The 12653-nt window shown below is 26.1% G+C and carries 10 protein-coding genes and 1 pseudogene; 7 read left to right on the forward strand and 4 right to left on the reverse strand.

What is annotated here, in order from left to right:
* The first annotated feature begins 246 nt into the window (after positions 1-246).
* Positions 247-2070 carry a translational GTPase TypA gene (gene typA / locus CHF27_RS07915; RefSeq protein WP_095406473.1) on the forward strand — a complete coding sequence of 608 codons (1824 nt, stop codon included), beginning with the start codon at positions 247-249 and terminating at the stop codon, positions 2068-2070.
* A 439-nt stretch (positions 2071-2509) separates the two neighbouring features.
* Here typA and CHF27_RS07920 read toward each other — a convergent pair whose 3' ends face one another.
* Positions 2510-3640 carry an aldo/keto reductase gene (locus CHF27_RS07920; RefSeq protein ID WP_095406474.1) on the reverse strand — a complete coding sequence of 377 codons (1131 nt, stop codon included), beginning with the start codon at positions 3638-3640 and terminating at the stop codon, positions 2510-2512.
* A 468-nt stretch (positions 3641-4108) separates the two neighbouring features.
* Between CHF27_RS07920 and CHF27_RS07925 the strand changes: the two genes are divergently transcribed.
* Together CHF27_RS07925 and CHF27_RS07930 are read left to right on the forward strand one after the other, a co-directional pair.
* Positions 4109-5044, forward strand: a complete 936-nt coding sequence (locus CHF27_RS07925) for a magnesium transporter CorA family protein (protein ID WP_095406475.1) — start codon at positions 4109-4111, stop codon at positions 5042-5044.
* Positions 5045-5323: 279 nt separating this feature from the next.
* The gene (locus tag CHF27_RS07930; protein ID WP_095406476.1) at positions 5324-6337 is read left to right on the forward strand and encodes a calcium/sodium antiporter; all 1014 of its coding nucleotides are present in this window, start codon (positions 5324-5326) and stop codon (positions 6335-6337) included.
* A 39-nt stretch (positions 6338-6376) separates the two neighbouring features.
* On the opposite strand, the gene CHF27_RS07935 is transcribed toward CHF27_RS07930, so the two are convergent.
* Positions 6377-8251, reverse strand: coding sequence for an SEL1-like repeat protein (locus tag CHF27_RS07935; RefSeq protein WP_095406477.1), 1875 nt, complete (start codon positions 8249-8251; stop codon positions 6377-6379).
* 263 nt (positions 8252-8514) lie between these two features.
* Here CHF27_RS07935 and CHF27_RS14375 point away from each other — a divergent pair, with 263 nt between their 5' ends.
* Entirely contained in the window at positions 8515-8661 is a 147-nt protein-coding gene (locus tag CHF27_RS14375) for a hypothetical protein (RefSeq protein ID WP_199533637.1), read from the forward strand.
* A 66-nt stretch (positions 8662-8727) separates the two neighbouring features.
* On the opposite strand, the gene CHF27_RS07940 is transcribed toward CHF27_RS14375, so the two are convergent.
* Positions 8728-8952, reverse strand: coding sequence for a hypothetical protein (locus tag CHF27_RS07940; protein ID WP_199533639.1), 225 nt, complete (start codon positions 8950-8952; stop codon positions 8728-8730).
* 243 nt (positions 8953-9195) lie between these two features.
* Here CHF27_RS07940 and CHF27_RS07945 point away from each other — a divergent pair, with 243 nt between their 5' ends.
* Entirely contained in the window at positions 9196-10233 is a 1038-nt protein-coding gene (locus tag CHF27_RS07945) for a DUF3810 domain-containing protein (RefSeq protein ID WP_274541561.1), read from the forward strand.
* 61 nt (positions 10234-10294) lie between these two features.
* Here the strand turns inward: CHF27_RS07945 and CHF27_RS07950 are convergent, their stop codons facing one another.
* The gene (locus CHF27_RS07950) at positions 10295-11026 is read right to left on the reverse strand and encodes a hypothetical protein (RefSeq protein ID WP_095406480.1); all 732 of its coding nucleotides are present in this window, start codon (positions 11024-11026) and stop codon (positions 10295-10297) included.
* Positions 11027-11386: 360 nt separating this feature from the next.
* Between CHF27_RS07950 and CHF27_RS07955 the strand changes: the two genes are divergently transcribed.
* Together CHF27_RS07955 and CHF27_RS14580 are read left to right on the forward strand one after the other, a co-directional pair.
* Positions 11387-12013 (forward strand): manganese efflux pump MntP, encoded by a 627-nt coding sequence (locus CHF27_RS07955; RefSeq protein ID WP_095406481.1) that lies wholly within the window; start codon positions 11387-11389, stop codon positions 12011-12013.
* Between the two features lie 86 nt (positions 12014-12099).
* Positions 12100-12653 (forward strand): annotated as a pseudogene (locus CHF27_RS14580) (hypothetical protein); the annotation flags it as partial.

The following is a 12653-nucleotide window of genomic DNA, read 5'->3' on the forward strand; positions in this document are numbered from 1 at the left end:
TTCAATTTTTATTCAATTTACCTTACTTTGCATAATTATTTTTTGTTTTTTTGTACTATTTTTATCTTCTTTCATTAATACTATATTTATAATAATTGCTTTCTATTATTATATAATTTAATATATATTTAGTCTTATATATGCAATTTTTTGTTTTTTATTCTAACCAATTTCAATATAATCTTGTATACATGTTTAGACTATGATATACTTAATAAGTTATTTTATTCGAAGGGAGCAATAAAAATGTCATTAAAACATAAAATCATAAATATAGCAGTAATTGCCCACGTTGATGCTGGGAAGTCTACACTAGTAGATGCATTCCTTTCTCAAAGTGGTGTATTCAGATCAAACGAAGTAGTAAAAGACTGTGTAATGGATAGTAACGACCTTGAAAAAGAAAGAGGTATAACTATATATTCTAAGAACTGTGCAATAAATTACGGAGATTACAAAATAAATATAGTAGATACTCCTGGACATAGTGACTTCTCTTCTGAAGTTGAACGTGTTATAAAAACTGTTGATACAGTTGTATTACTTGTTGATGCAAGTGAAGGACCAATGCCTCAAACTAGATTCGTTTTACAAAAATCTTTAGAACTTGGACTAAGACCAATATTATTCATAAATAAAATAGACAAAAACGATCAAAGAGCTGAAGAAGTAGTCGATGAAGTATTTGACTTATTCGTAGACTTAAATGCTACTGATGAGCAATGTGAATTCCCTATAATATATGGTATAGCTAAGCAAGGTATAGCTAAGCGTGAAATGGATGACGATAGTAATGATCTTTCTCCATTATTTGAAACTATAATAAATCATGTTGAAGCTTATCCTGCATACGATGAAGAGCCTCTTCAACTTCAAGTATCTGCACTTGCATACGATGATTATGTAGGTAGACTTGGTATAGGTAGAGTTTACAAAGGAACTGTTAAAAATGGTTCTCAAGTATCTATATACAGAGGTGAAGAATTCGTTTCAAAAGGAAAAATATCTAAACTTTCAATTTATGAAGGATTAAAGCAAGTAGAAGTAGAGGAAGCTGGTAGTGGTGAAATAGTAGTTATCGCTGGTATGCCTAATATATCTATAGGTGAAACTTTATGTGATATGGAAAATCCTAATCCAATGGAAATGATACACATAGAAGAACCTACTCTTTCTATGAACTTCTTAGTAAATGATTCTCCATTCTGTGGTAAGAGTGGTAAATTTGTTACAACAAGACATATAAAAGACAGATTAGACAAAGAACTTGAAGTAAACGTAGGACTTAAAGTTGAGCCTATGGATACTACTGACGGATACAGAGTTTCAGGACGTGGAGAACTTCACTTATCTATACTTCTTGAAAACATGAGACGTGAAGGATATGAAATAGGTGTATCTAAACCAGAAGTTTTAATGCACAAAGAAAATGGAAAATTAATGGAACCTATGGAAAGAGTTATAGTTAACTGTCCAGAAGTTTACTCAGGGGCTGTTATAAATAAGCTAAACCTTAGAAAAAGTATGATGGAATCTATGTCTATAGAAGGAGATTACGTTAAAATAGAATTTATCGCTCCTACTCGTGGACTTTTAGGTTACAGAAGTGAATTTATAAATGATACTCGTGGTGAAGGTACTTTAGTTCGTTCATTCGAAAGATATGAAGAACATAAAGGTGCAATACCAGGAAGAAGTAATGGAGTTTTAGTAGCTCAAGGCCCAGGTTCAACTATGGCTTATGCTCTTAGTGCTTTAAGTGATAGAGCTAGTATGTTCGTAGATCCAGGTGTTGAAGTTTACGAAGGTATGATAATAGGTATGAACTCTAGAAAAGACGATATGGTTGTTAACCCATGTAAAAACAAAAAGTTAACTAACGTTCGTGCTTCTGGTACTGATGATGCTGTTAAATTACAATCTGCAAGAATATTTACACTTGAAGAAGCTTTAGAATTTATAGATGATGATGAGTTAGTTGAAATAACTCCAGATGCTATAAGACTTAGAAAAAGATTCTTAAATGAAACTGACAGATTAAGATATAATAAATCAAGACAATCTAAATAATTAAATTATTAATAAAATAAAAAAACTCGCTATTTTAATTAATAGTGAGTTTTTATTTTAAGATTTATATAAGTTCTAATTACTAATTTCTTTATTAATTTTCATATGATACATCATCTAATATATGACTTTCAGATATGTATGACAATAAAGAAAGTCCATACATAACTACAACTAATGCAGCTGTAATAAGCACAATTGCCATTTTTATTATCCCTCCTTTTACTTTATTATATCCAACTTATATGAAATATTTATGAATTTAAATCGAATATTTATATATTTCAGGTTATAATTTTTAATTCATCCAATCATATATATATTATAATTCTTTTTAGGGTTTATTTTCCAGTTAAAGTTTTGTAATATTTAGAAGTTTTTCAGCATATTTATATATTTAATTTTAAATTTTGATATAATTTTTACATTAAATTATTTACTATTTAAAAATATCCTCTACTTCCTTTAGCTTATTTCTAATTTTTATATGTTGTGGACATTGCTCTTCACACTTTCCACATTGTTGACATTTAGATGCATCACATTTTTCTTCTTGCAACACACTATAATAATTTAATTTTAGTTGTTCAAGATTATTGAACATGGAAAAATTATTCAATAGTTCAAAGCATGAAGGTATATCTACGCCCATTGGACATGGTACACAATACTTACATCCTGTGCAATTAACTTTTATCTTAGACTTAAACTCATCCCTTAATTTATTGATAGTTTCTTTTTCATCAGTTGTCATAGTATTTGGCTTTCCTTCTATATCTACTATTTTTAAATTTTCCTTTACTTGTTCTATACTAGACATCCCACTAAGAACAACCCCTATCTCATTTTTATCAAACAAAAATTTAAATCCCCATTGAGCAGGAGTTTTTTTTACAGGTGAATTGTCTATAATTTCTTTTATATTATCTGAAATATTATTTACTAATCCACCTCCACGAAGAGGTTCCATTATAATTATTCCTAAATTTTTATCTGCTGCATACATAAGTCCCTCTGTTCCAGCTTGATACTCTTCATCTATATAATTATACTGTATTTGAGTAAAATCCCAATTATAGTCATCTATTATTTCCTTATATAACTCTACTGTATCATGAAATGAAAAGCCAACAAATCTAGCCAATTTTTCTTCTTTTATCTTATCTAAAAATTCAAATAAACCCTTATCTTTAATGTATTTATAATTATCTTTATTTAAATTATGAATTAAGTAAAAATCTATATAATCAGTTTGTAATCTTTTTAATTGTTCCTGAAAATATTTATCCATATCTTCCCTACTATTTATAAGCCATGTTGGTAGCTTAGTTGCTAAATTTACTTTTTCTCTATAACCGCCTTTTAGAACTCTACCTACGAAAGGTTCACTTTCTCCATCATGATATGGGTAAGCAGTATCTATATAATTCACTCCGTTATCAATAGCATCTCTTATCATTTCATAAGATTTTTCTTCATCTATTTTACTACCTATTTGTGGAAATCTCATACATCCAAAACCTAATAAAGACACTAATTCATTAGTTTTCCCTAATTTTCTATATATCATGTTAACCTCCCTAAAACTTTGAATTTTTTTAATTCACCCCTATTATAAAAATTATTCTTTGTTGCATATTATATTACTTTTTTAATAGTATTTATATATAATACTTATACTTGATTTATACATCTAAACAATTTATTTTTTTAATATCCTAAGATTTAAAAAACAACTGATGTTAAAGTACTGAATTAAAAGTCAGTTTTGCCATAAAAAAAATTAAAATGTAAGCTAATTTTGTGGTAAAATATATAATATAGTATTTATAAATTTTTTGAAAATACTACAAATTTGAAAAATAAGGAGAGTGATGGGAGATGGACCATAGTCCGTTGCGGACAAAATCTCATATTTCATCACTATTATTATCTAATAAACTAAACTAATTCGTTTATTCATTTATATAAATTAGTTATTTAATAGATAATATTAAGTGATGACATTTATATAAAACTGAATAAAGGATGTGTTGCCATGATAAGATATTACAAGAGCATCGACTCTAAATTAGAAAAACTTAATTCTTTTGAAAGTGGATGTTGGATAAATCTTGTTGAACCTAATCAAAGTGAAATTAATGAAATTTCTAATTTGTTAGATATAGATGTAGAAAACATAAAATCTGCTTTGGATGAAGAAGAACGTTCAAGAATAGATGTTGAAGATAATCACACACTTATACTTATAGATATACCTGTGGATGAAAGTGATGCAAAATCTTCTCATTATTCTACTATCCCCTTGGGTATTATTATAGTAGACAATGCTATTATAACAGTCTGTACTGCTCAAAGTAAAATTTTAAATGATTTTATTGTAGGTCATATTAAAGATTTCTATACTTATAAAAAAACTCGTTTTATACTTCAAATTCTTCATAAAAATGCAAGCTATTATTTACATTATCTAAGAAGAATAAATAAAATGACTACTATTATAGAAAGAGAAATTCATAAATCTATGAAGAATAAAGAACTTATTCAACTCCTAGAATTAGAAAAATCTTTAGTATATTTCTCTACATCTTTAAAAGCAAATGAATTAGTTCTTAATAAGATGGTTAGAACTACTAGCATAAAAAAATATTCAGATGATGAAGATTTATTAGAAGATGTTATAGTCGAAAATAGACAGGCAGTCGAAATGGCTACAATTTATGGAGATATACTAAGTCGAATAATGGATGCTTTTAGTGCTATTATAAGTAATAATCAAAATAATGTTATGCAATTTTTAACTTCTGTTACACTAATATTCTCCATTCCCACTATAGTATCAGGTTTCTTTGGTATGAATGTTCAAGGAATACCATTTGCTAATGATGTAAATGGATTTTGGTTAGTTCTATTAATAACTACTCTGATGTGTTTAATAATCACATTTTTCATGTCTAGAAATAAGCTATTATAACAATATTTTATTAAAAATTATGTTTTTTGTAATATATTTATAAAATTACAAAATTTTAGTTGTAAATATTTACATTTATATATATAATATAATATATAAATACATTATTCGCCCTGAAGGGGAGTAGCTTACACTTTTAGTGGATAATCAATCGTCATTCCAGTGTTTTCACTCGGTTGATTAGCAGGTTTACAAACTTGAAAGCAAGACCTTCAAAACAGATAGATTTTTATTTGTTTTGAAGGTTTTTTTAATTTTTTAATTTCTAGGAGGTATTACATGAATTATATTTTACTTATAATTGGCTTCATATTACTAGTAAAAGGTGCTGATTATTTCGTAGATGGAGCATCTACAATTGCAAAGGTATTAAAGATTCCGCCACTTATAATAGGCCTTACTATTGTAGCTTTTGGTACTAGTGCTCCTGAAGCTGCAGTTAGTTTTACTGCTTCTTTAAAAGGTCAAAATGGTATGGCAATGGGGAATGTAATAGGTTCTAACATATTTAACTTATTAATGGTTGTAGGTATGTCAGGATTTATAAAAACTTTATCAGTGGATAAATCTATTTTATCAAAAGAATTACCGTTTTTATTACTAACGTCATTATTGATTTTTGTTTTAACAGGAGATATATTCTTCCAAGAAAATGCTGTTAATATGCTAACTCGTGCTGATGGTATAGTTTTACTTATGTTCTTTGCTATATTTATGTATTCTTTACTTAATTCAGCTTTAAATTCAAGAAATAAATCTTCACTAGAAGAATCTTCTATATCTGCTGATGTATCTCATATGGATTGTTCTAGCGATACTTTAAGTGAAGGACTATTAAAGCAACCTTCTTTAACAAAACCAGCTATAATATCACTAGGAGGTATGATAGCTATAATAATAGGTGGTAAAATGGTAGTTGATTGTGCCTCAGCTATTGCTTCTACATTCGGAGTTAGTGATCAGTTAATAGGTCTTACTATTGTTTCAATAGGTACTTCACTTCCTGAATTTGTAACATCTATAATCGCTGCTACAAAAGGTGAATCTGATATAGCTTTAGGTAATGTAATTGGATCTAATATGTTTAATATTTTATTTATACTTGGTATATCAGCTATAATATCTCCTTTGACTATAAACTCAAAACTTTTTATAGATACTATAATTATGATAATATCAACAGCTTTAGTTTATATATTTGGATATAGAAAAAGAGATGTTAATAAATTAGAAAGTTGTATATTGATATTGCTATATATAGCTTATATTGCATATTTACTTCTTACAGCATAAAAAATCGTCTCAAAATTTTTTAATTTTGAGACGATTTTTTTAAGATTCTTTTTCATCATCAATTTCCATTTCTAGTTTCATACCTCGTAGCATATCTTCCAAGTTTTCTTTTATTTCTAATATATACTTTGGTACATATTCTTCATCTTCATTTTCATCTACTTTTTCTTGTAGACTAAATGGTGCCAATAAAAACTCATTAAAATTCATATCAATATCTGGCATAATTTCGACTATTTCTTTACAATTATCATAACCTTCAATCGCTAACATACTATACATATCTAAGCTTCTTTTATAATATACGTTTGCTAGCATATATTCACATTTTTTATTTCCTAACTTAAGTCCTTCTTTATAATATTTTTCAGCTTCTAAATCTTCATTTAATTTCATATTCAACTGACCTAAATTATAAATAGATTCAATACATCCTTTTGATCTAGCTTTTTCATACCAATATTTAGCATTGTCAGAATCCTTATAGTAAATATCATGTAATACACCCATAATATGTTGTGAATATATATTATCTTCATTAGCTGGGCCTTCAAACATTTTTTTTGCATCTTCATATAATTCTTCTTCAAAATACATTCTTCCTAAATGTATTTTAGAGTTTACATGATTTTGTTGTGCTCCTAAATGAAAATATTCTCTTGATTTTTCTTTGTTACTTAGTTTCTCATATATACATCCAATTTTATAACTTGACTGAGCATCCCCAGCTTTAGATGCTTTATCATACCAAATTATAGCTTCTTCTAGATTCTCTAATTCCTCATATATATTACCTAACTTAATTTGACATGATATATATGTTGAATTTTTTAAATAATAAGATATTGCTTTTTCTATCTCATTATTTTTATAATATAAGTCACCAATATTTTCAAGAGCTACTTTACATCCATCTATTATAGCTTCCTCATAATACTTTATAGCTTCTTCATAATTTTCATCTTCAAAATATAACCCTGCTAAATTATTTTTAGCCTCTAACATATTATCATTAGCTGACATTTGATAATATAATTTAGCTTTTTCTATGTCATTTTCTTTATTATAGAGATTTCCTAATCTGTACTTAGATAACATATCATTTTTATCAATAGCCATTTCATAATATTCTATAGCATCAGATAAGCTTTCTTGTCTATCATATATGTATGCAATTCTATATTGAGATTTTTCATCACCTAACTTAGCACTTTTTTCATAGTATTTCTTAGCTTCATCCAAGTTATCTTCCATTTCCATTAGTACACCTAGATTAAAGCAACCATCTATATGTCCTGATTTATATAGTTGCTTGTATAAAGACATTGTATACTTTTCATCATTTTTTTTGTCTAAAATGGCCAAGTTATATTTACAATCATCATTTAAAAGTACTGAACCCTTTTTATAATATTCATAAGCTTCTTCTTTCCTATTTAAAACAGTATATAATACCCCTAAATTAAAACATGCTACTCCTAAATTTGAATTTGCTGCCTCTTTTAACCACTTTTCGCTTCTTTGATAATCTTTAAGTTTAAAATGTGTTGTTCCTAAATTATTTTGTGCTTGTAAATGACCTAAGCTCGCTATTTTTTCATACCAATAAAGAGCATATTCATATCCATCTAATTTATAATACATATTACCTAAATCAAAAGCTGCATCTTCATATCCATTTTTATATGCCATATTAAACCATTTTTCAGCTTCGTTATAGTACTCTTTTTCTACATATATTTCCCCTAATTTATATTGTGATTTAACATATTCATCTAAAGCTGATTGTTTATATGCATCTATAGCCTGTTCTATTTTACCCATTTTTTCATACAAAGATCCTTTTGCATAAACAACCTTGGGATCATTTGGTATATTTCTTATTTTTCGTATAGAAAACTTTGTACCCTTCATATCAAACTCCTAATCATTTGAGATATCATAATATCCATAATTGTAATATACATAATTATATAACATAAGTTCTAGTGTATAATGTTATTTTTTCTTTTGTAATTATATTGTAATAATAATTGATAAATTTAATCAACTATTAGATTTTATTATTTACATACTGTATAATGTTATGTATAAGGTTTATTTTTATTGTCAAAAACTACTATTAGTAGTTTTTCTACCTCAACTTTACTGATTTTTAAATTATAGGAGGAAAATATATGGACATTGATTTACTTTTTAAAATAGTAGTTCTTATAGTATTACTTGGAATTACCATAAAAGTCATAAAATTAATTAGTGGTGCGGTTTTCAAGATTGCATTAATTTTATTTGTACTTTTATTATTATATAAAATGTTTTTATAAAAATTCAAATTGCCACCAATAAATTCTAATTGGTGGCACGGTGATTTTCTATAAATTATATATAAGTTATTTTATGCTTTTTAAATCTAAATATGCCTCTATTTGAGGAATATATAGCATATTATCCTTTATGTGTGTATTTCCGAACTCCTTAAGTTCTAATCCTTGTGTATCTTTAGTTATTTTATATTTTACAATATCTGTTTCATCATCTATAATTGCATTAAAAAACATACCTTCATATTGCTTGAACTTAAAGTTAAAATCATCTCTAGTAAGTTTTATATTTATCTCTTTCATATTTTACCTTCCTTATTTACAATTTTAAATATATTATAACTTATTAAATTATTAATATAAAGTTTTATGTATTTTTATTTTTTAATTATTACCTAAAAAAAATTTATTGATATAATATATTTATATATATATCGGTAGAGGTGATTTGTTATTAGTAAATTTAATTTTTTTTCATTACTTTTATTTCCACTAAGTATTTTAATTAACTATTTAGCTTCTAAGTTTCCATATTTTATTGAAAAATATTATTCTAATTTAGTTAATAAATTTTTAATTCAAATTTTAAGTAAAATAACAGGTATTTTTCCATTTTCATTATATGAATTATCTGTTTATTGTATTATTATATCAATAATATTGTTTATATTTTATACACTATTTATAATTTTTAAGACTCCTAAATTACTAATAAAATTTTTAAAGTCGTGTATACTTAATGTATTTTCTATATTATCTATAGCTTATTTTCTTTTTATAGTTTTATGGGGATTAAATTATAATAGGCCTGTATTAGAAGATACACTACTAAAAACTCACACTTTATATAACGATAAAAAAACAATATCGTTAGAATATAACAAAGAAGACTTAAAAAGTCTTTATAAATATTTAATTACTAAAACCAATCAAACTAGAAATCTTACTCTAGTAGACAATAATAATATTATGAAAGCTAACTCTGATTTTAAAAATATAATAAATCGAAGTAAACTTGGGTATGACAATATTTCAGATAAAATTCCTGGAATTAATGGAAATTTTGCTAAACCTAAGTATGTAATTTCTTCTAAAATTATGTGCTATAGTGGAATAACCGGTATATATTTTCCTTTTACTGGCGAAGCTAACATAAATATTGCTATTCCTGATATTAACATACCTTCAACTGTTTTGCATGAAATGGCTCATCAAAGAGGGTTTGCTAATGAAGATGAAGCTAATTTTATTGGATACTTAGCATGTATAAATCATCCTGATATTGATTTTAATTATTCAGGATATATATTAGCTTTAACATATACTTCATCTGCACTAAAAAAAATTGACTTTGAATCTTATAAGTCTCTAACTTCTACTATATCTAAGGATGTTATAAATGACTTAAAAAATAATAGTGAATTTTGGTCAAAATATGAAGGGAAAATAAATAATTTATCTAACAAATTTAACAATTCATACTTAAAAGCTAACGGAGTTAAAGAAGGTACTCAAAGCTATGGTAAAATGGTTAATTTACTATTAACTTACTATAAACTTTATAATTACAATTAAAAAATGGCAATGTAATAAACATATTTGTCTTTAAATATATTTATTGCATTGCTATTTAATTTTACTTTAAATCATTTAATATATTTGTTAAATTCAACTCATCTTCCTTTAACTTTTTTATTCTTTCCCTTATAACATTTTTGCATTCTACCACCCAACTTGAATTATCTATATCCTTTTCTATATTAAATGGAAATCCATCTTCTATACTTTCTATTTCCTTAGATATGATAAAAATTTCTTCCTTTAATTCTTCAATAGAATAAATAAATTCACATTCAATTTCATGATCAAATATATTAGATATCATTCTTAAAGTGGATAAGTCATTTGCATAATACGCCTCTTTGCTTCTTTTCCATAATTTCTTTTTTGCACTTGTAATATTCTTATTTACTTGAGGATGTAGTCTTCTTATTAACAATTTAAATATTCTTCTGGCTTCATACATTTCTAAATCACTTGCTTTTTTTAAATTAACGGAATTTTTACTTTTCTCAAATATTTTATCTATATCTAAATTATCTTTTAATAAAAATCCGATATCATAATCATCATTTAAATTTTCATTGTTTTTTTGTTTAGACAATATTATATCTATTTTTTTCCTTAATTGTTTTACATGTATATAAATCTTAAGTTCTTCCTTCATTAGTTCTGAAAATTTCAATAAGTATTCATATTCTAAATAGGGTTGCTTTATATATATACTATATTCTTTTTTTTCTATCAAATTAACATATTTATCTAATAAACTTTTATATTCTCGTTCATAATTTATAGACTTATACATTTTACTGCCCCCTAGTAAGTAATATTTATCCTATTATAAATACTTTCTTTCTTTGCAAATATCCTTTATTTTATAAAATAAATAGATTATATTTTTTGTAAACTCTAATTAAATATATTATATATTAATTAATTTTTTATTTTTAGATTATATAATGTTTGACAATTTTAACATTTTAATGTAATATTGTGTAGATAAAACTTTAACTCTGCTGAGGGAGTAGTTAGCACGTAAATGTGTGATTAGGTCAACATAATGACTTCGGTCTGGTCTAATCTTAAATAACGAGACTCATGCATGCTTTTTTAGTATGCATAAGTCTCGTTTTTTGTTTTTAAAAAAATTATAAGGAGAAATTTTATGAGTTTTTTATCGATTTTATTAACATCTTTTGCTCTTTCTATGGATGCATTTGCTGTGTCAGTCACAAAAGGTATGACATTAAAAAATTTAACTAAAAAGACTGCTTTTAAAATAGCAACTTTTTTTGGGCTATTTCAAGGAGGTATGCCACTTATAGGATGGATCTTGGGAATTAGCTTTGAACAATCTATAAAATCTTTTGATCATTGGATAGCTCTCATACTACTTAGCTGCCTTGGTTTAAAAATGATTTATGAATTTATAGAAAATAAAAAGAATAACTCTGAATATAAAATAGATATAGATTCTAATATAGAAAAAAATGAAACTAGTGATATTTCTAATAAAGAGCTTACTATGCTCTCTATTGCCACTAGTATAGATGCTTTAGCTATCGGTATAAGTTTTGCTTTTTTAAAGGTTAATATACTATCTGCTTCTATTTCTATTGCCACTATTACTTTTTTAATATGTCTTGTAGGAACATTAGCTGGTAACAAAATGGGTAGTATTTTTAAAAATTATGCTGAGTTATTAGGAGGAATCATACTTATATTAATTGGGATAAATATATTTAACGAACACACTGACTATATATCTAATTTACTTATTAACTTTATATAGTATATACTGTCTCATTTTTAGCATTTTAATCATATAAATATATTACGTAGAACTTCTACTAAAATATTTAACATGGAGTGTTGTATATGCATAAAGATAATATTTGTAAAGATAATATTTGTGATGGAAATTTTTCAAATTGTAATACATCGAAATATTATAATAAGTCATGTAAATTTTCAGAAAAATCTTTAAAAAACAAAAAAGCTAGCTCTTTAGGAAATATAGATAAACCTAGTTGTCCTCTATTCGTATATCCAATAAATTGCGCAGACTATCAGATTTATAATTTATTATGCAAGGCTATGGGGAAAGTCGTTGGATTAAAATTAGAAGATAGTGACTGTGTTTTAAGACTTCGTATTTGCGAAGTAAATCAATGTGCTGTTATGGGGAAAACTAGTTCTGGTAAGGGACCTATATATGTTAAAATAAGCTCTATTCAGTATATAGATTTCGGAAAAGAAGTATATGTAAATCCATATTGTAATAATGCTATTGCTGGGACTGCCGGACCTCAAGGGCCTAAAGGTGAAACTGGTCCTATGGGCCCTACTGGACCTCAAGGACCTAAAGGTGAAATTGGTCCTATGGGCCCTGCTGGTTCTCAAGGACTTAAAGGTGAAACTGGTCCTATGGG

Origin of the sequence: Romboutsia maritimum (assembly GCF_002251085.2) — a bacterium.
GTDB classification, from domain to species: Bacteria; Bacillota; Clostridia; order Peptostreptococcales; family Peptostreptococcaceae; genus Romboutsia_B; species Romboutsia_B maritimum.

Coding starts and splice junctions, on each gene's coding strand:
- typA (WP_095406473.1), top strand. CDS start 247: ATGTCATTAAAACATAAAATCATAAATATAGCAGTAATTGCCCACGTT.
- CHF27_RS07920 (WP_095406474.1), bottom strand. CDS start 3,640: ATGATATATAGAAAATTAGGGAAAACTAATGAATTAGTGTCTTTATTA.
- CHF27_RS07925 (WP_095406475.1), top strand. CDS start 4,109: ATGATAAGATATTACAAGAGCATCGACTCTAAATTAGAAAAACTTAAT.
- CHF27_RS07930 (WP_095406476.1), top strand. CDS start 5,324: ATGAATTATATTTTACTTATAATTGGCTTCATATTACTAGTAAAAGGT.
- CHF27_RS07935 (WP_095406477.1), bottom strand. CDS start 8,251: ATGAAGGGTACAAAGTTTTCTATACGAAAAATAAGAAATATACCAAAT.
- CHF27_RS14375 (WP_199533637.1), top strand. CDS start 8,515: ATGGACATTGATTTACTTTTTAAAATAGTAGTTCTTATAGTATTACTT.
- CHF27_RS07950 (WP_095406480.1), bottom strand. CDS start 11,026: ATGTATAAGTCTATAAATTATGAACGAGAATATAAAAGTTTATTAGAT.
- CHF27_RS07955 (WP_095406481.1), top strand. CDS start 11,387: ATGAGTTTTTTATCGATTTTATTAACATCTTTTGCTCTTTCTATGGAT.